Below are 22,812 nucleotides of genomic sequence, written 5' to 3' on the forward strand. Positions count from 1 at the left end.
AAATAATACCTAATACACAAAATAATAGTAAGAATATACTTCTAAAAAATAAATTTTTTTCTTTTTTTATAATAAAATAAAGCATAGTAATAATAGAAATAAATGACATAAATAAGGCTAAATAAAAGTTAAATGTTGAAAAAATAAGAAAAAAGAAATAGGCAAATCCCATGTATAAGTCAGTTCTTTTATCGGACTTTTTCTTTGAAAAAAGTTCAGAATAATCTCCAGTTGAACAACAAGGACAATGATCTAAATGTTCTTCATGTTTTAATTTCATAATAAACCACCTCGTTAATATTATAACATATATAGACAAAAAATAAATATATGGTAAACTATAATGATAAGTTAATATAGGAGTTGAGAAGTATGGAAATTCTAGTGATGATATTAGCTGGAGGTCGTGGGTCAAGATTGGACATTTTATCAGAGAACAGAGTGAAACCTAGTGTTCCTTTTGCTGGAAAATTTAGAATAATCGATTTTGCTTTGAGTAATTGTAGTAATTCAGGTATGTACAATGTCGCCTTACTAACACAATATTTACCATTATCTTTGAATGAACATATTGGAGTTGGAAAACCTTGGGATTTAGATAGAAGAGATTCACCGATTACTTTATTACAACCTTTTGAAATTGCTGATGGAAGTAGAACATGGTACAATGGGACTGCTGATGCAATAAGAAAGAATATTGAATTTATTGAAAGAAAAAATCCTAAATATATTTTGATTTTATCTGGGGATCATATATATAAAATGAATTATTCTAAAATTTTGGAAACACATAAGAAAAATGGAGCTAGCTTAACAATAGCTGCTCAAGATGTTCCAATTGAAATAGCATCTCGTTTTGGAATATTAGAAGTAAATGATAAAGATGAAATTATTTCATTTGAAGAAAAACCTTTAGAACCTAAGAGTACATTTGCATCTATGGGTATATATATATTTAATACTGAAGATTTAATAAGATATTTGAAAAAGTCAGATAAAGAAGACTTAGACTTTGGTCATGATGTTATACCTGAAATGCTAGAAAATAAGGAAAAAATTTTCATCCATAGATTTAAAGGTTATTGGATGGATGTAGGAACATATGATTCATATCATGAAGCAAATCTTGATTTAATAAAAAAATCTGAAGAAGTAGGTATAGATTTATATGATGAAAATTGGAAAATTTATACTAGAAGTAAAAATTGTGCACCAGTTAGAGTTGGTTTAACAGGTAGTATAATAAATTCTTTAGTTTGTGATGGTTGTAAGATAGAAGGAAGAGTTGAAAATTCTGTTATAGGACCAGAAGTTACAATTCGAGCAGGGTCAACTGTTACAAATTCTATCATATTTGAAGATACCTATATATCTGAAAATTCGCATTTAGATTCAGTTATAATAGATAAACATGTTAAAATAGGAAAATATTGTCTGATAGGACATGGCGATATAAGTATAGCAAATCATGAAAGACCAGATTTACTATATAGTGGGTTAAGTGTATTAGGAAAAAATATAAAAGTAGGAGATAACTCTATTATCGGACGAAATATTAGAATATTTTCTAATAAACAAATTGAAAATAATTCTAAAATAGAAAGTGGAGAAACGATAAAATGAAAATATTATATTTGTGTTCAGAAGCGGCACCTTTTGTTAAGACAGGAGGCTTAGCTGATGTAATGTATTCACTTCCAAAAAAAATGGTAGAGTTAGGTCATAAAGCTATAATTTTTTTACCTAAATATGATTTAATTCCTAAAAAATATCTGGAAGATATTAAATATGTAGATAAAATTGAGCTTTTAAATGAAGAATATAATATTTATTCTTTAATAAGGGAAGGCATTGATTATTATTTTATTGAAAATAGAAGATTATATGAAAGAAATCATCTCTATGGTGATTTAGATGAAGATGTTCAATATGCTAATTACAATGAGGTTATTCTTAAATTTTTAGTTAAATCTAAGATGAAAGTTGATGTAGTACATTGTAATGATTGGCAAACAGGTTTATTTCCATATTTTTTAAAAAAAAGATATAATTTTTTAAATATTAAAGTAATTTATACAATACATAATTTAATGTATCAGGGTAAATTTAACAATTATTCTGTAGCTACTTTGGGCTATGACTATAAATATGACTTGAATTTTATGGAAGTAGGCATCAAATATTCAGATATTGTAAATACAGTTAGTCCAACTTATTCAAAGGAAATACATTATCCATATTTTGCTGAAGGCTTAGAAAATATTATAAATTCTAAAGAAATAAGTGGTATTTTGAATGGTATAGACTATAATTATTACAAGCCAATATATAAGGATATTTTTGAATATAAAAAGAAGAAAAAGAAAGAATTACTTACAAAGTTTGGAATTAAAAATGAAGAATTTATGGTTATTAGTTTAATATCAAGACTTGTTGAAGGAAAAGGAATAGATTTAATTATTGCTAGAGTAGAAGATTTGTTGGAAAATGATAAGGTGATTTTCTTGATACTAGGTAGAGGTGCAAAAGAATATGAAGATTTTTTTGAATATCTTTCAATTAAATATCCTAATAAATGCAAATTTACAAAGGAATATAATGAGGCTTTATCAAAATTAATGTATGCAGGTTCAGACTTATTATTAGTACCTTCAAGATATGAACCTTGTGGATTAACACAAATGATAGCAATGAGATATGGAACTATACCTTTGGTTAGAGAAATTGGAGGCTTAAAAGATACAGTACAACCATTTAATTATATTACTCAAAAAGGTAATGGTTTTGGCTTTACAAATTATAATGCAGACGATATGTTACATGTAATTAGATATGCACAAAGTGTTTATTATACTCAAAAAAAGAATTGGGAAATATTGATAAATAATTGCATAAATACAGATCATTCTTGGAATAAGGCTGCAAAGGAATATGAAGCTTTGTATATAAAACTCTGTTAAAAAAATGCAGTAAACTATTTTAGTTTGCTGTATTTTTATCATAGTTTTTTATTTTAAAATATGTTAAAATTAGTATAGTTTAAATTTGGAAGGAAGAGATAAATGATTAGTGGAACTGATACATGGACAATATGGGCTATACTTTTATTTATAACAGCTGTAAGTATATATTTGGAGAGAACATATACTATAGCATCAAAAATTAGTGGAGCAATAATTGCTTTAGTTTTTGCATTGGCATTGTCAAATTTTGGCTTAATACCTACAGAATCCCAAGTATATGATATAGTTTGGGAATATATAGTACCTTTATCAATACCTTTACTATTATTTAAGTGTGATTTGGTACAAATTTATAAGCAAAGTCAAAGACTTATAATAATATTTTTATTAAGTTCAGTTGGGACTATAATAGGAACTTTTATTGCATATAGTTTACTTCATAAATATATTCCAGAATTAAATCATATAGCTGGAGCTATGTCGGCTTCATATATAGGTGGAGGAGTTAACTTTGTTGCAGTTTCAACAAGTTTTAAAATAAATCCAAAATTAATTTCAGCAACTATTGTAAGTGATAATTTACTTATGGTTTTATATTTCTTGACATTAATTACAATACCAAATTTAAAATTTTTTAAGAAAAATTTTAAAAGAGAGTATCAAGATAATATTGAAATTGATTTGAATTCAGAAAATACAAAATCTTTGCTAGGTTTGAAAGATTTAGCTATTTCTTTTGCAATAACAGCAATAATAGTTACAATTTCTTTTAAATTATCTAAGTGTATTTTAGGTAATTTTAAGGGAGATCTTGCTTTATTTTTAGGAAATAAGTATTTGTTGTTAACTACAATTAGTGTTTTATTTTCTACAATTTTTTCTAAATATTTTTCAAAAATATCTGGTACACAAGAAATTGGAACATTTTTAATATATATTTTCTTTGTTGTTATAGGAATACCAGCTTCAATAAGTTCAATTATTAAAAATTCACCACTATTATTAGTATTTTGCTTTATTATAGTAGTCATAAATATGATAGTAACATTAATATTTGCCAAAATATTTAAATTTACATTAGAAGAAGCAATATTAGTATCAAATGCTAATATAGGGGGACCAACTACAGCGGTAGCAATGGCAATGTCTAAAGGCTGGAAGAAATATATAGCACCTATTATGCTAGTGGGGACTTTAGGTTATGTAATAGGTAATTATATAGGATTATATTTAGGATACCATTTAATTTGATAGGAGTAAGATAATGATAATTATTGAATATTTTTCAATTGTTTTAATATATTTAAAATTATGTCTTGCAATTATATTGTTATTTGGTTTTTTTAATAAGGCGAAAGAAATAAATTCCTTATGTATTTTTACATTGTTTATTGAATTAATAAGTATTTTAATATCAATATTTACAAATAAATTAGCTAGTTTGCAACCATTTTTTTTAACATATTATCAAAAAAATTGGCCATATCCTAATTTGATATTTTTACTTATAGTAAGTATTTTACTATTGTTATATAAAGGTATAGATGATAATTTAATATTTCTACATAAATTCTTAGTAGCTATATATTTGTTTATTTCAGCTTTCCCATATATTTTATTATTGTAAAAATAGTGAATTTTAGCTTTATTGATAAAATGCTTTATATTATGATATAATTAAGACAAACAAGAAAAGGATATAAAATAATGAGAGCAAATAATAGAAAAAATAATGAAATTAGAAAAATAAAAATTACAAATAATTTTACAATTCATGCAGAAGGTTCAGTATTAATTGAAATAGGTGATACAAAAGTAATTTGTAATGCTACAGTAGAAGACAAAGTTCCTAATTTTTTAAAAGGTAAGGGACAAGGTTGGGTTACAGCAGAGTATGCAATGTTACCAAGAGCAACTAATACTAGAAATAGAAGAGAAATACAAGTTGGAAGACAAAATGGAAGATCTGTGGAAATACAAAGATTAATTGGTAGAGCATTAAGAGCAGCTATTGATTTGAAAAAATTAGGAGAAAGAACTATTACAATAGACTGTGATGTTATACAAGCAGATGGAGGAACAAGAACGGCTTCAATTACTGGGGGGTATTTGGCTATGGAATTAGCAATAACAAAGCTATTAAAAAATAATACCTTATTAGAAAATCCAATAATTTCAAAAGTCGCAGCAATTAGTGTAGGAAAAGTACACGGAGAGTTATTACTAGATTTAGATTACTCGGAAGACTGTGTAGCAGATGTAGATATGAATATAATAATGAATGATAAAAATGAATTTATTGAAATTCAAGGAACTGGTGAAAATAGTACATTTAATTATGGTGAATTATTAAAATTCTTGGATTTAAGTAAGATAGCCTTTCAAGACTTATTCTTATTGTAGGAGATATAATGAAAAAAGATATACTAATACTTAGTATTGATGAAATAAAACAAATATTGAGTGAAAATAATATACCCACTTATGTTGCAGGGCAAATATATGATTTTTTACATAAAAAATTAATTTTTTCTTTTGATGAATTTAATAATATAAAAAAGGAAACAAGAGAATTATTAAAAACAATATTCTATATTCCAGATATGGTTAAGATACATACTATAGTTTCAAAAGATAAACAAAGTGAAAAATATTTATTTAAATTAGAAAATAAATACTTATTAGAAAGTGTACTATTAAGTCACAATAATAGAAAGACACTATGTGTTTCATCACAAATAGGTTGTCCTTTAATGTGTGATTTTTGTGCTACTGGAACTATGAAATTTGAAAAGAATTTAAAAGCATCAGAGATAATCTTACAATTTTATCTTATACAAAAGGAATTGAATAAAAGAAATCAAAAAATTTCAAATGTAGTTTATATGGGTATGGGAGAGCCTTTTTTAAATTATTCTTCAGTAATTTTATCAATAAATATTTTAAATAATGCAAAAGGTCAAAATATTTCAAAAAGAAATTTCACAATTTCTACTTCAGGCTTAATTGATAAAATAAAGCAATTAGCTATTGATGAAAAACAAATTCATTTGGCAATTTCATTGCACTCAGCTATACAAGAAATAAGAGACTCTATAATGCCTATCAATAAAAGATATAATTTACAAGATTTAAAAGAAGCACTAAAATTTTATCAAGAAAAAACAAATAATAGAATAACATTTGAGTATATTTTAATTGATGACTTGAATATAGATAAAAAATCTACTAAGGCTTTGATAGATTTTGTTAAGAATTTTAATGCACATGTTAATTTAATTCCATATAATAGGGTCGTTGGTAAACCATATGTTAGACCAAGTAAAGAAGCACAACTTAAATTTTATAATTCATTGAAAAATTATAATATTAATGTAACTTTAAGAGATACTAAAGGTCAAGATATTGCTGCAGCATGTGGGCAATTAAAAATAAAAAAGGAGAATGAAAACAATGGCAAATATGTCAAAAATATTTAAATATATATTTTTAGGAATCTTTGCATTTTTATTTATTTTTTTAGCATATACTATATTTGAAGTAAAAAGACAATATCCTACAGAAATGCTTGAAAATTACGAACCTTTAAAGCCATCAGTTATTTATGATATAAATGGTAAACAAATTGATGTATTAGCAATTGAAAATCGTGATCCCATTTCTATTAATGAAGTACCTAAAGTAGTACAAAATGCTTTTATAGCAGTTGAAGATAAAAGATTTAGAAAACATCATGGAATAGATGTAGTAAGATCATTGAAGGCATTATTTTTAAATGTTACTAAAACTGGTAGACAAGGTGGAAGTACAATAACTCAACAATTAGTAAAAAATGCTTTTTTAAGTTCAGAAAGAACTTTTAAAAGAAAACTTACTGAAGCAATTTTAGCAATAGAAATGGAAAGAATTTATACAAAAGATGAAATATTGGAGTATTATTTAAATACTATAAATTTTGGTAGGGGAGCTTATGGAATCAAAAATGGGTCATTAAAATATTTTGGAGTTTTACCAAAAGATTTAACAATTGCACAAGCTGCAATTTTAGCAAGTATACCAAAATCACCATCTAAGTATTCAAAAATTGAAAATGCTTTAGAAAGACAAAAATTAGTTTTAAGTTCTATGTATTCAGCAGGGTTTATAACAAAAGAACAATATGATAAGGCTTTAAAAGAAAAAATTAATTTTATAACCCCAAAAGAAATGGAAAAAAGAAGTGAAACACAAGAAATATCTAATTCAAATGTATCACCAGAAGTTACAACAGTAGTGTTGGATGAAATGAAGAAGATATTACATATAGAAGATGATGATATTAAATTATTATTTAATGGATATAAAATATATTCTACTATTGATATTAATATGCAAAAAGCAGCATATAAAGCATTTGAAACAAATTCTAATCTTAAAAGAAGGGCTGAATTACAAGGAGCATTAATTTCAATAGATTCAACCAATGGTTTTGTTAAAGCTATGGTTGGAGGTAAAAATTATGTTAAGGGAGATTTTAATAGGGCTTTGTATGCAAAAAGACAACCTGGTTCATCATTTAAACCAGTTGCATATCTTGCTGCTCTTCAAAAAGGAATACCGATGAACACAGTTTTAGAAGATTCACCTACTACCTTTGGAAGTTGGACTCCTAAAAATTATGATTGGAAATATAGATCAAATTTAACAATGTTGAAAGCTTTGCAAGTATCAAACAATGTAGCCTCAGTCAAAGTTTTAGACTTAGCTGGAATAGATGCAGCTAAAAAAATATGGTTGGATGCTGGTGTAACTTCAACACATTTTCCTAATGATTTAACTTTAGCATTAGGTTCAATTACTACAACACCATTAGATATGGCAAGATTTTATGCTGCTTTGTCAAATGGTGGTTATAAAGTAGAGCCTCAATTTATTTATAAAATAGAAAATCGTTATGGTGAAGTTATATATGAAGCAGATGTTAATAAAAAGCAAATATATAATACTGAAGATGTTGCATTAATGACATATATGCTACAAAAAGTTATAGAAAAAGGTACAGGTCAATCAGCAAAATTATTTAAAAATGGTAAATTAATTCCAATGGCAGGTAAAACAGGAACAACAAGTGATTATGTTTCAGCTTGGTTTACAGGTTATACTCCTACATTAGCTACTGTAGTTTATGTGGGAAATGATGATAATAAGACTATGGGTAAAGGTATGTCTGGTTCATCAGCTGCTATACCAATTTGGAAGAACTATATGCAAGCAGTTGTAAATTTACCAAATTATAATAATACAAATTTTGACTACATTTTAGATGGACTAATGAATGGTAGTCTAGAGCAGTATACAATAGATGTTCTTAATGGTATGTTAGATGTTGATGGAGTCAATGCAGAACCGGCATTATTTAAAGCAGGAACAGCACCATTGGAATCTGAAAGTGTAAATATTTTTCAATATTAGGAGAAATTATGAAAGCAGGGTTTATTGCTATTGTTGGTAGACCAAATGTTGGTAAATCAACACTTATGAATAAGTTAATTGATGAAAAATTAGCTATTATATCAGATAAAGCAGGTACAACAAGAGATCAAATAAGAGGTATATCAAATTTAGGAGAAAATCAATATATTTTCTTTGATACACCTGGGATTCATAAGCCACAACATCTTTTGGGTGAATATATGACAACTGTTGCGTTAAATACATTAAATGAGGCAGATTTAATACTTTTTTTAATTGATGGGACTAAAAAAATAGGGTCTGGTGATAAATTTGTTAATGAAAATATTAAAAAGGTTAATAAGCCTTGCATCATATTAATAAATAAAGCTGATAATTTAACAGACGAAGAGTTGGAAGAAAAAAAAGTTGAAATAAAAGAAAATTTGGGAGAATTTGTTGATATTTTAACAATTTCGGCACAGTATTCTATAGGTATACATAAAATTTATGATATATGTTCAAAGTATCTTTCATCAGATGTTTGGTTTTATCCAGAAGACTATTATACGGATATGCCAGTTAATAAAATAGTTGTGGAAGTTATAAGGGAAAAAATATTACATCTAACAAGAGATGAAATTCCACATAGTGTTGGAGTAGAGATAATAAATGTACTTACAAAGCCAAATATTAGACATTATGATGTCAATATTTATGTTGAAAGACCATCACAAAAAGGTATAATAATTGGTGAAAATGGTAAGTTAATAAAGGAAATTGGAATAAGATCTAGAAAAGAAATAGAAAATTTAATAGGTCTAAAAGTTAATCTAAATATTTGGGTTAAAGTTAAAAAGAAGTGGAGAAAAAATAAAAAGTTTTTAGAAGAATTAGGTTATAAACTACAATAAAGAAATAGTACCAAGAATATTTTGAACTGACCGCAGGAGGTCAGTTTTTTTATGTCAAAAAAGTTAAAAAGTGGAATATAAAATATTTGATTCAGTTATAAAATTTTATAGATTTTAATATTTAAAAGTGGTAAAATAAAAAAAATAGCTTACAATGATTTAGATTAAATGGTATTAAAAAAATTTTTAAGGAATTAAATGCAAAAGTTTTACCCACATGAGTGGGGGGTGATCCTCAACACATTTTATATTAAGAATAATAGGGAGTATATAGCAAAAAAGAAATGGTGTTAATTTAGATGATATATATGATGTATTATTAAATGGTAAAGTTGGAACCTTAAGAATAGATAAAAATGGACAAAAAAGTAAAAAATTATTTAATGATAAAGTAAGTGTATCAATTAATCCAGATACAGGGAATTTAATACAAGTTAATCCATACAATAGATAGGAGATTATGTATGAAAATATTAATAACAGAAGAAGAAAAACAAATAATAAGAAAATATATGGAAAATGCAGATAATTATATTGATAAAGAGGTGTCATGGGATGAATATGTAGAATTTCAATTTGAACTAGATGATGTTATTATATCTTTATTTGATAGAAATCAAAATTCAACTAAAGAAAGTGCATTAGTACAAAAGGTGTATGATGATATATATTATAGAAATAAAAAATAGAGCAACTGTATGATGTGGTTTTACCCGCATGAGCGGGGGTGATCCTAAAATTGAAATATATGAAACTAAAAAATTCTTAATACATTATTCTAGAACTGGAGTTCATATAGTACCTCAAAAATAAGGAGATATAAAATGAAAATTTTAGAAAAAATGAAATTATCAGAAAAAAAATATATAAATATATATTTCAACGATGGTAATATTTTGGAAAATGTTTATTGTGATATGTTCCATTGGTCTCAAGATGAAGAAGAAGAGAATATGCTTGAAATAGGAGTATATTTAATAAATGAAAGTGAGATAAAAGACATAGAAATATTAAATGACTAAGTTTTTTTATTGGAAGTTCGTATTATGATATAAGTATTGGAGGAGAGTTATTATGAAACTTGGTTAGCAAAATTTGATTTAAGAACAGGTGGTTTAGAAATTGAAGTAGATGATATAGAATCAATAGAGATATTAGATTAGGGGTAAATATGTCAGACATAAAAAAAGAATTAAGAAGTTTTAACCGCATGAGCGGGGGTAATCCATAAATCATATTTTAAAGATAGTGATAAAATGACTGATAATGAATATAAAGATAAAATTAGGGAGTTGCAAAAGAAAATAAGGGGAAAAGGTGAAATAATTGTTAAAGAAAATAAAAATTCTTATGAATATATTGAAAATTATTCTCACAATAGTGATATAGGAGAAACTTGGGATAGAATAAAATTAATGTATTATGACACTAAAAAGACTAGAACAACATATTCTAAGAAAGGATATCATGTGTATCCTGTATATTAAAAAAGGAGAGATATATGTTAAAAGATGAATTATTAAAAAATATAGGTAAAACTATGAATGTAAATACCAAAATAAAAGCAAAATATGAATATAAAAACCTTAAATTAGTTAAAGTATATTATGATGAGGATTATTATGAAACATGGTTAGCAAGATTTGATTTAGGCACATGTGGTTTAGAAATTGAAGTAGATGATATAGAATCAATAGAGATATTAGATTAGGAGTAAATATGTCAGACATAAAAAAAATTAAGAAGTTTTAACTGCATGAGCGGGGGTGATCCATAAATCATATTTTAAAAATAGTGATAAAATGACTGATAATGAATATAAAGATAAAATTAGGGAGTTGCAAAAGAAAATAAGGGGAAAAGGTGAAATAATTGTTAAAGAAAATAAAAATTCTTATGAATATATTGAAAATTATTCTCACAATAGTGATATAGGAGAAACTTGGGATAGAATAAAATTAATGTATTATGACACTAAAAAGACTAGAACAACATATTCTAAGAAAGGATATCATGTGTATCCTGTATATTAAAAAAAGGAGAGATATATGTTAAAAGATGAATTATTAAAAAATATAGGTAAAACTATGAATGTAAAATCATACCATGAATATCAAAGTATTAAATTAGTTGAAGTATATTATGATGAGAATTATTATGAAACTTGGTTAGCAAAATTTGATTTAGGTCTATGTGGTTTAGAAATTAAAGTAGATAATATAAAATCAATAGAAATATTAGATTAGGAGTAAAAATAAAACTGAAATATATGAAACTAAAAAATACTCAATACATTATTCTAAAACAGGAATACATATAGTGCCTAGAAAGGAAAATTAATATGATTACAATAGAAGAAATGATAAATGCTGAGGGACATCATATAAATTTAACATTAACAAATGGAAATTATTATAAAAATCTATTAGCATTTGAGTATTTTGAAGCTGAAAGCGAAGAAGAAGAAAATAGTCTAGACGTTGAAATTTTTATGATAGGGCAATCAGAAATAGAAAAAATAGAAATACTAGACTAGGAGTCAATATGTCAGACATAAAAAAAGAATTAAGAAGTTTTACCCGCATGAGCTGGGGTGATCCTGGTATTTAATTTCTTCGTCTGTATATCCGTCAATTTCAATGTTATATACTGGCATTTTGTCGTTTCCATTTTCTTCGACATATAATAATATTTGCCTTATTAAGTCTTTATCTAATATCATTTATTTCTCCTTAATTAACTAAAAAAAGCACCCTTAATGAGTGCTTAAAATTGCAATTTATCTAGTACAGCGGTTGTGTTGTACCCGCATTTCCATTCATGCTTTCGCAAGGGTGATAGCAACACAATTCTCTATCTTTGTACCACTACAATTTTACTTCTTTTTTTTATAAAGTCAACTGTTTCTTTTTAATAAATTTTCTAATTGCATTAATTTATTTTTTAATTTTTTATCTGTAAATGGAAATACTGGTTTTACCTTCATGAGTGGGGGTGATCCTAAAATAAATTTATTTAACTAACAAAAAAAGCAACCTTTTACAGTTGCTCTTAATCTAATATCTCTATTGATTTTGCTTCATATAATTTAATAGCCGTATTTAGCTAATACTTTTCTTAACTCTTCATCTAATTTTTTAAAATGTTTAGTTTTATTCCAATATTCTGTATATTCCGTTACTTCTCTAATATCATCTACAAAATATTCTTCATCATAACTTAAATTTTTTGATGGATAATTTGAATCTATCTCCATATAAAACTTAAAATATTCGTCGCATGTTTTATTTGGATTAGATAAATGTTTTTTTATTTTATTTATATAATCTATAAATTTCATTTTTTCTTCCACCTTCCTCTTCTAATCATTCCCTGATTTCTATCTTTATCATCTTTAATTACCATAAGTATTTCTATATTTTCTTCGTTAGTAATAATCCTTACTAAATCATAATACCTATTCAATATAATTAATGGGCTTGTTATAAATTTCTATAATTTCTTTCTTATATTTTTTATTCCAATCTTTCCGTTTAATTGTCTTTATAGTTTCATATTCCCTTTTAAACGAGTCATACTGATTACTATTTTTCATTATATCTTTCTAATATATTTTTTAATTTTTTATCTAAAATTATAAAGTTCTCAATATCTGTCCAAGGTTCTGCCTCTGTTGATAATTCAAAAATTTCATCAGTTACTTTTGCATATTCAATAGGCTCATTATCTTCTAACCAATTATAAAATTCAAAATAATCTTTTGTATTTTTAGGTGGTTTTATTAAATGCCCTTTTACTTTTTCTATATATTCATTTGTTGTTATTTCTTTTTCCATGTTCCATCCCTTTCCGTATCTTTTTCATTTGTAACAACTCTAAATTTATTATAAGTATTAACTATTTCATCAGGAGTAATTTTTTTATCTTGGATTCTTTGAACTATTCTAGAAACTTCGTGGCTAGATATTTCTATTCCTTTTTTTCTAAAATCATCATAAGTTTTTATGGTTTTTCTTTTAAATTTATTATTCCATTTACTTCTTTTGATTTTCTTAATTGTGTTATATTCTCTTTTAAATTCGTCATACTGATTACTATTTTTCATCATAGACATCAAATTATCTATTGTTTCAGGCATTCTTTTATTTAGATATTTTTTATAAAATGAGTAAGACTTTGTTGCTTTATATATAGTTTTCAACACTTAATATTCTTTACTATTGTTATACTTCATATCTACAAAATTTTCAAATAAATTAGGTACTTTGTCTCCTAAAACTTTCTTATATCTTTGATACTGCTCATGACCTTTTAATTGTTCGTGGATTTTTTTGCATACTTTTCTGCCCAGTTTGAATAAGTTTTACCCGCATGAGCGGGGGGTGATCTCTTCTAAGATTATCCCTATTTGTTATTATTCTGTTTTACCCGCATGAGTGGGGGTGATCCCATATCTAATGATAACTCACAACTTTTTTTGGGACACCTCATTTTTTATTAAAGTCTATTTTTTAAAAAAAAAAGAGTCAAATATTATTTGAATAAGAAAAAAGAGTATATCATGAAGAAAATAGCAATAAGCTAAATTTTTTTAATTGCAAAATGAAGAATGTATATTTAAAAAATCAAAAAGAAAATAGAGATTATCTTAAATTTGCATGTGATACAGAACATTTAGTTCATCTAATAAATCGTAAAAATTACATTGATAGATAACTAAAGCGTATCGGTAATACAGGTGATGGTGTTGCTATGGCTAATTTATTTACAGTATCAAGTGAATACGATCGAAATATTTTGCTTCATATGGTACTTATTCTGGTTCTCATTCATTTGCTTTAGGTATTAGTGGGCATATTGATAATGATAGATTGAGTTACAAGCTATCTGGTGCAGTTAATACTAAATGCAATATTGCATTTGGTGCAGGAGTTGGTGTTAATCTAGGTAAGAAGAATCAATCTAATAAAGAATTACTTGATAGAATAGAAAAATTAGAAAATTTAGTTAAACAATTACAGAATAAATAGCTGATAGACTATATACACCCATTAAGTGATTTCAATTATTTTTTTTTAAAATTCTTAAGAAAAAACTTATTTATGGGTGTATTTTTTTCGTTATATGTGAAAATTTTATTTATTCTTTTACAATAAAATATATTTTGGTATAATAAAGCCAAAGAAGGTGATAAAATGCTAAGGAAAATTATTTTTCTATTCAGTATAAGTTTATTCCTTGCATGTTGTATGCATGATAAATTTAATCCCACTAAAGAAATAAATGTCATCACAAGAGAGCAAGGCTCAGGTACTAGAGGTGCATTTATGGATATTTTTAAATTAGAATTAAAAGGTAAAAATCTGAAAAAAGATTTAATTACTAAACAAGCAAGTGTTGAGAATAATACAAACACTATTATTCAGACCATAGAGAATGATAAGCATGCTATAGGGTATGTTTCTTTAGGTTCGGCTAATAAGGATATTAAAATTTTAAAAGTCGATAATATTTATCCAAATATTGAAAATGTTCAAAATGGTAAATATACTGTCGTTAGAAATTTTTCAGTGATTGTTAATAAAAGCGACCACGATAATCCTTTATTCAATAATTTCATTTCATATATTTTTTCAAATCAAGGACAAGAAATTATCAAAAAAAATTCATATATTCCCATTCCAAATCAAATTTTTTCAAATTATCCAACCCAGAAAGTAAAAGGAAAGTTAACTATAGGTGGATCAAGTTCAGTATCACCACTTATGGAAAAAATAATAGAAGAATATTGTAAGGTTAATAAAGATGTAAAAATTGAACTACAAATTAGCGATAGTACAATTGGTATAACTAAAACAGCAGAAAAGGTATATAACCTAGGCTTATCTAGTAGAAGTTTAAAAGATGAAGAAAAAGCAAACCTAGAAGAAATAAAAATTGCATTAGATCCTATTGTATTAATTGTTAATAAAGAAAACACTACAGAAAATCTCACTAAAAATGAAATAAAAAATATCTATTTAGGAAATATAAAAAAATGGATAGAGGTGAATAAAAAATGAATAAAGAAAAAGTAATGTCTTATGTTTTTTTAGCTATTTCAACTACAACAATATTGTGCGTTATATTAATTTGTTCTTTTCTATTAATTAATGGGTTTCCTGTGATAAAACAATTAGGTTTTAGAAATTTCATTTTCAATATTGACTGGGCTCCTACAGATATACCTGCAAGTTATGGTATATTACCTATGATATTAGGAAGCGTTGTAATAACAATAGGTGCTATTATTATTGGTGTACCTATAGGTATTATGACTGCAATATATCTTGCAAAATACTGCCCTAAAAAGATATATCCTCTTTTAAAAAATACTGTTGATTTATTGGCTGGAATACCATCAATAGTATTTGGGTTTTTTGGATTAGTTATGATAGTTCCCTTTGTTAGAACAGTATTTGGATATACTGGAAAAGGGGTATTAAGTGCATCAATACTATTAGGTTTAATGATCTTACCTACAATAATTTGCATAACAGAAACTTCTATAAACACAGTACCCGAATTCTATTATGAAGGAGCACTAGCCCTTGGTGCTAGTCATGAAAGAGCAATATATAGTATAGTATTGCCTGCAGCTAAGAGAGGTATATTTTCAAGTGTAATCTTAGGTATAGGTAGAGCTATAGGTGAAACTATGGCTGTTGTAATGGTCGCTGGAAACCAAACTATTCTACCTACCAATATATTAAAAGGAGCTAGAACTCTGACAACTAATATAGTTATAGAAATGGGCTATGCAACAGGATTTCACAGACAAACACTTATCGCAACAGGATTAATTCTATTTATATTCATATTATTAATTAATTGTACTTTTGTATATTTAAATAGAAAGGATAACAAATGAAGATAAAAGACTATTTATTTAAATTTTTTGTGTATTCTTCAGCACTTTTAGCCTTTGGTATGTTTGTATTTTTAATTATGTACATAGTAATAAATGGAATAAAGAATATAGATCTTTCTATTTTCTCTATCAACTATACTAGTGAAAATAGCTCTATTTTTCCATCATTTGTATCTACTATAGCTATAATATTACTAACATTAATTTTTTCTATACCATTTGGAATAGGGAGTGCAATATATCTGACTGAATATGCAAATAAGAGAAATAGGATTATTCAACTAATCTCTATTACAACTCAAACATTAGCTGGGATACCATCTATTGTTTATGGTCTATTTGGAATGCTTTTCTTTGTTACAAAGCTCAAATTAGGTTTTTCAATAATATCAGGGGCATTAACACTTGCAATAATGATTTTACCAATAATTATGGAAACTACAGAAAATGCATTGAATTCTGTTCCAGATAGTTATAGACAAGGAGCTTTTGGTTTAGGTGCTGGAAAGTTAAGAACTGTATTTTCTATAGTATTACCTGCAAGTATGTCTGGGATACTATCTGGAATAATACTTTCAATAGGTAGAATTATTGGAGAAAGTGCTGCTCTAATTTATACTGCAGGTACAGTAGCACAACTACCTAAAAGTATTTTTTCATCATCAAGAACATTGGCAGTACATGTTTATAGTTTATCTAGCGAAGGCTTACATACTGATAAAGCATATGCAACAGCATTTATACTTTTAATACTAATACTAGGTATTAACTTACTTGCAAAAAAAATTACTAATAATTTGAAAAAGGGGTAAATATGGACAAAATACAAGTAAAAAATTTAAATCTCTATTACAACAAATTTCAAGCATTAAAAAATATTAATATTGCAATAAAAGAGAATAAAATAATGTCCTTTATAGGACCATCTGGTTGTGGTAAATCTACTCTTTTAAAATCTATAAATAGAATGAATGATTTAGTGGAAGATTGTAAAATTGAAGGAGAAATTTTACTAGACTCGAAAAATATTAATGATATATCAGTTAATCAACTAAGAAAAAGAGTTGGGATGGTTTTTCAAAAACCAAATCCTTTTCCTATGAGTATATATGATAATATTGCATTTGGTCCTAGAACTCATGGGATAACTAAAAAATCTGAATTAGATTTTATTGTAGAAAATTCTCTTAAAAAGGCAGCTCTTTTTGATGATGTTAAAGATAGAATACACAAATCAGCACTTGCATTATCTGGTGGGCAACAACAAAGATTATGCATAGCAAGAGCCTTAGCTGTTGAACCTGAAGTTTTACTTATGGATGAACCTACAAGTGCATTAGATCCAATTTCTACTGGTAAAATAGAAGACTTAGTTAGAGTTTTAAAAGAAAAATATACAATAATTATGGTAACACATAATATGCAACAAGCTATAAGAATAAGTGATGATACTGCATTTTTCTTACTAGGTAAAATAATAGAAGTTGGAAAAACTGATGATATTTTTAGTAATCCTCGTGATAAACGAACAGAAGACTATATTACAGGAAGATTTGGATAGGAGTGAATAAAATGAGAGAAAAATATGATGAAAAATTAAAATTACTAAATGATAATCTTGTTAAAATGGGAGAAATGGTAAAAGAACAAATAGCAAATACTATAAGAATTATTGAAACTCAAAATAAAGAAATTGCTAAAGAAATTTTGCAAAATGAAAATGATATTAATTCAATGGAAAAAAATATAGAACGTTTATGTCTTAATTTAATATTACATGAACAACCTGTTGCCAAAGATTTAAGAACAATATCTTCAGCTTTTAAAATGATAATAGATTTAGAGCGTATAGGAGATCATGCAACAGATATTTCAGAAATAATACTTGAAACTAAAAAAACATTGAAAAATATTGAAAACTTTAAAAACTTTATTGCTATGTCTAATAAGACGACTGAAATGATAACTAATAGTATTAATGCATATATTAATAAGGATATTAATCTTGCTAATTTAGTTATTAAATCTGATGATGAAGTAGATGACTTATTCGAAAAAATAAAGAAAGAAATGATACATTTAATAAAAGACACTGATGAAGACGGAGAAAAAATAATAGAAGACCTATTAATAGCAAAATATTTTGAAAGAATAGGTGATCACTCAGTAAATATTGCAGAATGGGCAATATTTTCAATAACTGGAGAACATAAAAATTCAAAAATACTTTAATCAAAAAGCTATCTTTTATGATAAAACATATAAATCATAGGAGGTGGCATTTTAATTTACTAGATCTGTTTTATTATGAAATGGTTTGATAGTTTACCGAATAAATATTATATTTTTGATAACTGTATTGATAATTATGATGATAAAATTGTTGAATATTTATGGGAATATCATGATTACTATGTTGAAAAGTGGAATAATTATTAAATGTATTACTTTTAAATTAATGTAGGGTATAATAAAGTATATAAAAAAGAGAGGTGAAAATCATGATATTAACAAAAGAAGATGTAAAAAATTTTTATGTGGTCGAAGACACAGAAACTGGTGTAATTGTTAGTGATGGTTTGATGTACTATGATGTCAAAATAACAAATGATGATATACTAGATATTTTAATTAAAAAAATCGGGATAAACCCAGCCACCGACTTATTAGGATTATATGAATCACATAAAGATAATGTCGTGAGAGAACACCTGAAAAATAATTTTTGGGACTTCAAAGTAGCTGTTGAAGATTTTTATAGCGATATTAACATAGATTCTTTTGAAGATTTTAATACATGGTGTTATAATTACTGTAATTATGAATTTTGCATGGATAGTGATGAAAGAGGTCTCTGTAGATATCATTTAGAGGAAAATATTGATGGTTTAGATAGCTTTACTGTCTATGAAGATATGCCTATGAGTTATTTTGAAAGCCAACTACACGACTTTGAAGAGTTACTGTATACTTTACAAAAAATTCAAGATAATTTAACAATAAAGGCAGATGATTACAGAGAAAGGCTGTTAGGTAATTTAAATGACAATTTAAAAGACAACAACCTAAAACCTATTCCTGTACAAAAATATAAAGATGAAACAGAAGTAGTAAATACTATTAAAGAACTCAATTCAGATAGTCCAGAAAATTTAAACAAATTTTTAGAAGATTATAACGGCTATAATAACCATATTTTATCTGATGGTGATGATGTATATATTTCTTTAGTGAGAGATAAAGAAGGGGATTATTATACTTTTTATGATTATCACGATAATGGTGATGTTATAGACACTATTAGAGTTGAAATACAAGACATATTGACAACAGATGATATTTTATATCAGCCAGATTTAAAAGAATGCAAAGATAAAATTCTATTATGAAAATAAAAGACATGACTATGATTGGAAAAGATAATTGAAAGGAAGATAAATATGAAAAAGATAATAATGATAATAATGATGATGATGATAACATTTGTAGGATTTGCATCAAACAAACCAAAAGACAATTTCGATTATGATAAGTATGTGGGATATTATACATATGAAGGTGAAGAATCAACATCTATAAAAATTGAAATAAGAAAATTAAAAAATGGTAAATATATATTGATAGATTATACATATATGTATGGTTCAGGGTATAATGGTAAATTACCATATTTTAAATTAATTTCTAAAGATGGAAAATTTTATGATAAAAATAAAATACAATATATTTTAAAAGATAATAAATTAATTATGGATTATGGTAATGAAAAATATTCATATAAAAAAGATTCTAAAAAAGAAATTAAGGAATTTACAAGTGGATATGACTATAAAATAGCAAAATTTTATGATGGAGATATAATACGATATTGAAAACATTAACTAAACGTAGTATAATAAATATGTAATGAAAAACAAAAAAATATGAGAATAAATGTAACTATTAAATTAGGCATCTCGTGTAGGATAACGATTCCTACATGGGGTGCATTTTTGTTTATTTACAAAGAAAGGAGGAAAGATATGAAAAAAATATGGATAAAAGATATACAAAAAAACTATAAAAAATTAATTTTAACTTTATTGATTGAAATATTTACATTATTTGTAATAAAACATATACATTAATGGAAAATATATGGGAAGAATGTTAAAGGGGATACCGACAACATTAGAAGAAAACAATATTGTTTTTTTTATATGATATGTAGTATAATAAATAAATAGAAAAGAGAAAACTAAAAGCAATATAGAAGGAGGAACATTGAAAATTATTAATATAAACAGGGCAAAGAAAATAGAGCCTTTGTTTGGATTAAGAGTGCCAGATTTTGTTTATTCATTATATAAAATTTGTATTAGTCAAGAAGCATTTGAAAAAGCTTTTAAAGAATATCTTAATATGAATCCCAAAAGATTGATCAAAATTGTTGAAGCTGTTGAAGGTGAAAAACAACGGTCAGTATTATTGGTTGTTATTTACGATAAAATTGTTGAAGGTAAAAGCATGCTAAAAGACAAACTAAGAACAAAGGTTCAGGATTTTAATTTTCCAATTTTTGTTTTAGGGATTAATGAACAAACAGATATAGAAGAAGAAATAGAAGAATTTAAAAGAAGGAGATTATTATGAAAAAAATTATAGCAATAATAACATTATGTATTTTAGCAATATCATGTAATAGTGTTCAATTTGCAGATATTACTGAATCTTTTCTTGGTGAAAGATTAGTTAATGTTACAAAAGAACAAAAATATAAGGCAAAAATGGCAAGTTATAAATTAGAAGCAAAAATTATAACTAACAAAGGAGATATAAATGTATTTTTATATCCTGATGGAGCACCAGAAACTGTTGCAAATTTTGTATTTTTATGTAGCAAGAATTTCTATGATAATATGAAATTCCATAGAGTTTTACCAAATAATTTGATACAAATTGGAGATAAAAAAGGAGATACAACAGGTGATGCAGGATATTTTATAAGGGATGAAATAACTAATTGGTTAAATTTTGATAAAGCTGGTATGATAGCAATGGCAAAAAATTCAAATAAAGATAGTGCAAGTTCACAATTTTTCATAACTTTAACTGAAAAACAAGATTTAAATGGAAGATATACAGTATTTGGAAATTTAAAAACAAAACAAGATTTATTGGTAGCAAAATCAATAAGAGTTGGCGATGTGATAAAAGATATACAAATTACAGGTGTTAATGTTAATGACTTTTTGAACAATTTCAAGCCAGAAGTAGAGCAATGGAATAAAAAATTGCTTGACAAATAATAGGATTTATTGTATCATGTATTTAGTATTTGTGAAGAAGAAACATTGATTTCTCACCTTTCCATTTTTAATGAGTCTGGTTATTAAATATAAGGATACAAGTTAGTATTCATTTTTTAGTGAGAAACAAGGTTTTATAATCTTGTTTTTTTATATTTTAGGAGGTGTTCTGTATAAAAGGAACTAATAAATCTGATGGAATTCGTGTTAATGAAGAAATTAGATGTAGAGAAGTAAGAGTAATAAGTGAAAATGGTGATTTATTAGGAGTAATGTCTCCAAAAGAAGCAATGGAAATTGCAATGGAGCATAATTTAGATTTGGTTGAAATTTCACCAAATGCAGTACCACCAGTTTGTAAAGTAATGAATTATGGAAAATTCAGATATGAGAAGACAAAAAAAGAAAAAGAAAATAAGAAAAAACAAAAAAATGTTACAATAAAAGAGTTGCGTATAAAACCTCATATTGATGAACATGATAAACAAACTAAAATAGTACAAATTACAAAATTTCTTGAAAAAGAATATAAAGTAAAAGTAAGCTTAAAATTATCGGGAAGAGAAAAGTTACATATTGAGTCATCGATAAAGATTCTTGATAACTTTGCTGAATATTTTAAGGACTTAGCTATAGTTGAGAAAAAATATGGTAAAGAACAAATACAAAAATTTATAATGTTATCACCTAAAAAATAAGGAGGAAAAGATCATGCCAAAAATGAAAACACATAGAGGTGCAAAAAAAAGAATTAAAGTAACAGGAAGCGGAAAATTTGTTATAAGACATTCAGGAAAAAGTCATATTTTAACTAAGAAAACTCATAAGAGAAAGAAAGGTCTAGGACAAGATTATGTAATTTCTGCAGGTGCAGCTAAAAAAGTATCAAAATTATTAGCAGTGAGTCAAGGAAGATAGGAGAGTGAAAAAATATGGCAAGAGTTAAAACTGGTATTGTTAGAAGAAAAAAACATAAGAAAATTTTAAAAGAAGCTAAAGGATATAAAGGAACAAGAAAAACTAATTTTAGAAAAGCTAATGAAGCTGTTAAAAGAGCTATGGCGTTCTCTACTGAACATAGAAAATTAAAGAAAAGAACAATGAGAGAATTGTGGATTATTAGAATAAATGCTGCATCTAGATTAAATGGTTTATCATATTCTAGATTCATGAATGGTTTGAAGAAGCTTAATATTGAATTAGATAGAAAAGTATTAGCTGACTTAGCAGTAAATAATGCAACAGAATTTGCTAAATTAGTTGAACAAGTTAAAAATATATAATTTTAGTTGGTTCGCATTTATGCG

Annotated in this window: 37 protein-coding genes; 31 read left to right on the forward strand and 6 right to left on the reverse strand. The window is 25.9% G+C overall.

Features of this window, described 5'->3' with window-relative positions:
- The coding region (locus tag AWT65_RS04575) for a hypothetical protein (RefSeq protein ID WP_157055056.1) at positions 1–280 on the reverse strand (280 nt) is incomplete at its 3' end.
- 92 nt (positions 281–372) lie between these two features.
- On the opposite strand from AWT65_RS04575, the gene AWT65_RS04580 reads away from it, so the two are divergent.
- The 17 genes from AWT65_RS04580 to AWT65_RS04650 all read left to right on the forward strand — a co-directional run bounded on the left by AWT65_RS04580 (position 373) and on the right by AWT65_RS04650 (position 11,843).
- The gene (locus tag AWT65_RS04580) at positions 373–1,623 is read left to right on the forward strand and encodes a glucose-1-phosphate adenylyltransferase (RefSeq protein WP_066729818.1); all 1,251 of its coding nucleotides are present in this window, start codon (positions 373–375) and stop codon (positions 1,621–1,623) included.
- Positions 1,620–2,960: a glycogen synthase gene (locus tag AWT65_RS04585; RefSeq protein WP_066729819.1), complete on the forward strand. Its 1,341-nt coding sequence runs from the start codon at positions 1,620–1,622 to the stop codon at positions 2,958–2,960. Before AWT65_RS04580 ends, AWT65_RS04585 begins: the two co-directional genes overlap by 4 nt.
- 102 nt (positions 2,961–3,062) lie before the next feature.
- Complete coding sequence (locus tag AWT65_RS04590; RefSeq protein WP_066729820.1) at positions 3,063–4,214, forward strand: DUF819 family protein; 1,152 nt, start codon at positions 3,063–3,065, stop codon at positions 4,212–4,214.
- A gap of 13 nt (positions 4,215–4,227) precedes the next feature.
- A complete protein-coding gene (locus AWT65_RS04595; protein WP_066729821.1) occupies positions 4,228–4,590 on the forward strand; it encodes a hypothetical protein in 363 nt (120 codons plus the stop codon).
- A gap of 80 nt (positions 4,591–4,670) precedes the next feature.
- The gene (gene rph / locus AWT65_RS06630; protein ID WP_066729822.1) at positions 4,671–5,366 is read left to right on the forward strand and encodes a ribonuclease PH; all 696 of its coding nucleotides are present in this window, start codon (positions 4,671–4,673) and stop codon (positions 5,364–5,366) included.
- Positions 5,367–5,374: 8 nt separating this feature from the next.
- Positions 5,375–6,442: a dual-specificity RNA methyltransferase RlmN gene (gene rlmN / locus AWT65_RS06635; protein ID WP_066729824.1), complete on the forward strand. Its 1,068-nt coding sequence runs from the start codon at positions 5,375–5,377 to the stop codon at positions 6,440–6,442.
- Positions 6,408–8,414, forward strand: coding sequence for a transglycosylase domain-containing protein (locus AWT65_RS04610; protein ID WP_308545147.1), 2,007 nt, complete (start codon positions 6,408–6,410; stop codon positions 8,412–8,414). Before rlmN ends, AWT65_RS04610 begins: the two co-directional genes overlap by 35 nt.
- Positions 8,415–8,422: 8 nt before the next feature.
- Entirely contained in the window at positions 8,423–9,307 is an 885-nt protein-coding gene (gene era / locus AWT65_RS04615; RefSeq protein ID WP_066729828.1) for a GTPase Era, read from the forward strand.
- A gap of 464 nt (positions 9,308–9,771) precedes the next feature.
- Complete coding sequence (locus tag AWT65_RS04620; RefSeq protein WP_066729830.1) at positions 9,772–9,996, forward strand: hypothetical protein; 225 nt, start codon at positions 9,772–9,774, stop codon at positions 9,994–9,996.
- Between the two features lie 28 nt (positions 9,997–10,024).
- Entirely contained in the window at positions 10,025–10,120 is a 96-nt protein-coding gene (locus AWT65_RS06390; protein ID WP_083497828.1) for a polymorphic toxin type 50 domain-containing protein, read from the forward strand.
- Between the two features lie 11 nt (positions 10,121–10,131).
- Positions 10,132–10,329, forward strand: coding sequence for a hypothetical protein (locus AWT65_RS04625; RefSeq protein ID WP_066729832.1), 198 nt, complete (start codon positions 10,132–10,134; stop codon positions 10,327–10,329).
- A 234-nt stretch (positions 10,330–10,563) separates the two neighbouring features.
- On the forward strand, positions 10,564–10,794 hold the full coding sequence (locus AWT65_RS04630) for a polymorphic toxin type 50 domain-containing protein (RefSeq protein WP_066729834.1): 231 nt from the start codon (positions 10,564–10,566) through the stop codon (positions 10,792–10,794).
- 14 nt (positions 10,795–10,808) lie between these two features.
- A complete protein-coding gene (locus tag AWT65_RS04635) occupies positions 10,809–11,018 on the forward strand; it encodes a hypothetical protein (protein ID WP_046328580.1) in 210 nt (69 codons plus the stop codon).
- 91 nt (positions 11,019–11,109) lie between these two features.
- Positions 11,110–11,340 carry a polymorphic toxin type 50 domain-containing protein gene (locus tag AWT65_RS04640; protein ID WP_066729834.1) on the forward strand — a complete coding sequence of 77 codons (231 nt, stop codon included), beginning with the start codon at positions 11,110–11,112 and terminating at the stop codon, positions 11,338–11,340.
- A 15-nt stretch (positions 11,341–11,355) separates the two neighbouring features.
- Entirely contained in the window at positions 11,356–11,553 is a 198-nt protein-coding gene (locus AWT65_RS04645) for a hypothetical protein (RefSeq protein ID WP_066729836.1), read from the forward strand.
- A complete protein-coding gene (locus AWT65_RS06880; RefSeq protein WP_083497835.1) occupies positions 11,549–11,647 on the forward strand; it encodes a polymorphic toxin type 50 domain-containing protein in 99 nt (32 codons plus the stop codon). The genes AWT65_RS04645 and AWT65_RS06880 overlap by 5 nt, the downstream gene beginning before the upstream one ends.
- A gap of 1 nt (position 11,648) precedes the next feature.
- On the forward strand, positions 11,649–11,843 hold the full coding sequence (locus AWT65_RS04650; protein ID WP_066729838.1) for a hypothetical protein: 195 nt from the start codon (positions 11,649–11,651) through the stop codon (positions 11,841–11,843).
- A 39-nt stretch (positions 11,844–11,882) separates the two neighbouring features.
- Here AWT65_RS04650 and AWT65_RS06505 read toward each other — a convergent pair whose 3' ends face one another.
- The 5 genes from AWT65_RS06505 to AWT65_RS04665 form a co-directional block, all read right to left on the reverse strand.
- Positions 11,883–12,029, reverse strand: coding sequence for a DUF2513 domain-containing protein (locus AWT65_RS06505; protein WP_157055058.1), 147 nt, complete (start codon positions 12,027–12,029; stop codon positions 11,883–11,885).
- Between the two features lie 366 nt (positions 12,030–12,395).
- Positions 12,396–12,647: a hypothetical protein gene (locus AWT65_RS04655; protein WP_066729840.1), complete on the reverse strand. Its 252-nt coding sequence runs from the start codon at positions 12,645–12,647 to the stop codon at positions 12,396–12,398.
- A gap of 117 nt (positions 12,648–12,764) precedes the next feature.
- Positions 12,765–12,902, reverse strand: coding sequence for a hypothetical protein (locus AWT65_RS06510; protein ID WP_157055059.1), 138 nt, complete (start codon positions 12,900–12,902; stop codon positions 12,765–12,767).
- Positions 12,892–13,143: a hypothetical protein gene (locus tag AWT65_RS04660; protein ID WP_066729843.1), complete on the reverse strand. Its 252-nt coding sequence runs from the start codon at positions 13,141–13,143 to the stop codon at positions 12,892–12,894. Before AWT65_RS04660 ends, AWT65_RS06510 begins: the two co-directional genes overlap by 11 nt.
- Positions 13,128–13,511, reverse strand: a complete 384-nt coding sequence (locus AWT65_RS04665; RefSeq protein ID WP_066729846.1) for a hypothetical protein — start codon at positions 13,509–13,511, stop codon at positions 13,128–13,130. Before AWT65_RS04665 ends, AWT65_RS04660 begins: the two co-directional genes overlap by 16 nt.
- Before the next feature lie 577 nt (positions 13,512–14,088).
- Here AWT65_RS04665 and AWT65_RS06400 point away from each other — a divergent pair.
- The 14 genes from AWT65_RS06400 (at position 14,089) to rplT (ending at position 22,788) form a co-directional block, all read left to right on the forward strand.
- Positions 14,089–14,337 (forward strand): YadA-like family protein, encoded by a 249-nt coding sequence (locus AWT65_RS06400; RefSeq protein ID WP_083497829.1) that lies wholly within the window; start codon positions 14,089–14,091, stop codon positions 14,335–14,337.
- Between the two features lie 165 nt (positions 14,338–14,502).
- Positions 14,503–15,369, forward strand: a complete 867-nt coding sequence (locus AWT65_RS04670; protein ID WP_066729848.1) for a substrate-binding domain-containing protein — start codon at positions 14,503–14,505, stop codon at positions 15,367–15,369.
- Positions 15,366–16,217 carry a phosphate ABC transporter permease subunit PstC gene (gene pstC / locus AWT65_RS04675; protein ID WP_066729850.1) on the forward strand — a complete coding sequence of 284 codons (852 nt, stop codon included), beginning with the start codon at positions 15,366–15,368 and terminating at the stop codon, positions 16,215–16,217. Before AWT65_RS04670 ends, pstC begins: the two co-directional genes overlap by 4 nt.
- A complete protein-coding gene (gene pstA, locus AWT65_RS04680) occupies positions 16,214–17,029 on the forward strand; it encodes a phosphate ABC transporter permease PstA (RefSeq protein ID WP_083497830.1) in 816 nt (271 codons plus the stop codon). The genes pstC and pstA overlap by 4 nt, the downstream gene beginning before the upstream one ends.
- 2 nt (positions 17,030–17,031) lie before the next feature.
- A complete protein-coding gene (gene pstB, locus AWT65_RS04685; protein WP_066729855.1) occupies positions 17,032–17,778 on the forward strand; it encodes a phosphate ABC transporter ATP-binding protein PstB in 747 nt (248 codons plus the stop codon).
- An 11-nt stretch (positions 17,779–17,789) separates the two neighbouring features.
- A complete protein-coding gene (gene phoU, locus AWT65_RS04690; RefSeq protein WP_066729857.1) occupies positions 17,790–18,449 on the forward strand; it encodes a phosphate signaling complex protein PhoU in 660 nt (219 codons plus the stop codon).
- 75 nt (positions 18,450–18,524) lie between these two features.
- Entirely contained in the window at positions 18,525–18,656 is a 132-nt protein-coding gene (locus tag AWT65_RS06820; RefSeq protein ID WP_269744843.1) for a hypothetical protein, read from the forward strand.
- Between the two features lie 62 nt (positions 18,657–18,718).
- Entirely contained in the window at positions 18,719–19,606 is an 888-nt protein-coding gene (locus AWT65_RS04695; protein WP_066729859.1) for a hypothetical protein, read from the forward strand.
- A 51-nt stretch (positions 19,607–19,657) separates the two neighbouring features.
- On the forward strand, positions 19,658–20,089 hold the full coding sequence (locus AWT65_RS04700) for a DUF6705 family protein (RefSeq protein ID WP_066729861.1): 432 nt from the start codon (positions 19,658–19,660) through the stop codon (positions 20,087–20,089).
- A gap of 391 nt (positions 20,090–20,480) precedes the next feature.
- Positions 20,481–20,849, forward strand: a complete 369-nt coding sequence (locus AWT65_RS04705; protein ID WP_066729863.1) for a hypothetical protein — start codon at positions 20,481–20,483, stop codon at positions 20,847–20,849.
- A complete protein-coding gene (locus AWT65_RS04710; RefSeq protein WP_066729869.1) occupies positions 20,846–21,505 on the forward strand; it encodes a peptidylprolyl isomerase in 660 nt (219 codons plus the stop codon). Before AWT65_RS04705 ends, AWT65_RS04710 begins: the two co-directional genes overlap by 4 nt.
- Before the next feature lie 164 nt (positions 21,506–21,669).
- Positions 21,670–22,203: a translation initiation factor IF-3 gene (infC, locus tag AWT65_RS04715; protein WP_066729871.1), complete on the forward strand. Its 534-nt coding sequence runs from the start codon at positions 21,670–21,672 to the stop codon at positions 22,201–22,203.
- A 13-nt stretch (positions 22,204–22,216) separates the two neighbouring features.
- A complete protein-coding gene (rpmI, locus tag AWT65_RS04720; RefSeq protein ID WP_066729874.1) occupies positions 22,217–22,423 on the forward strand; it encodes a 50S ribosomal protein L35 in 207 nt (68 codons plus the stop codon).
- A 14-nt stretch (positions 22,424–22,437) separates the two neighbouring features.
- The gene (gene rplT / locus AWT65_RS04725) at positions 22,438–22,788 is read left to right on the forward strand and encodes a 50S ribosomal protein L20 (RefSeq protein WP_066729881.1); all 351 of its coding nucleotides are present in this window, start codon (positions 22,438–22,440) and stop codon (positions 22,786–22,788) included.
- The last annotated feature ends 24 nt before the right edge of the window (positions 22,789–22,812 follow it).

The sequence above is a fragment of the Sneathia sanguinegens genome, from assembly GCF_001517935.1.
GTDB lineage: Bacteria > Fusobacteriota > Fusobacteriia > Fusobacteriales > Leptotrichiaceae > Sneathia > Sneathia sanguinegens.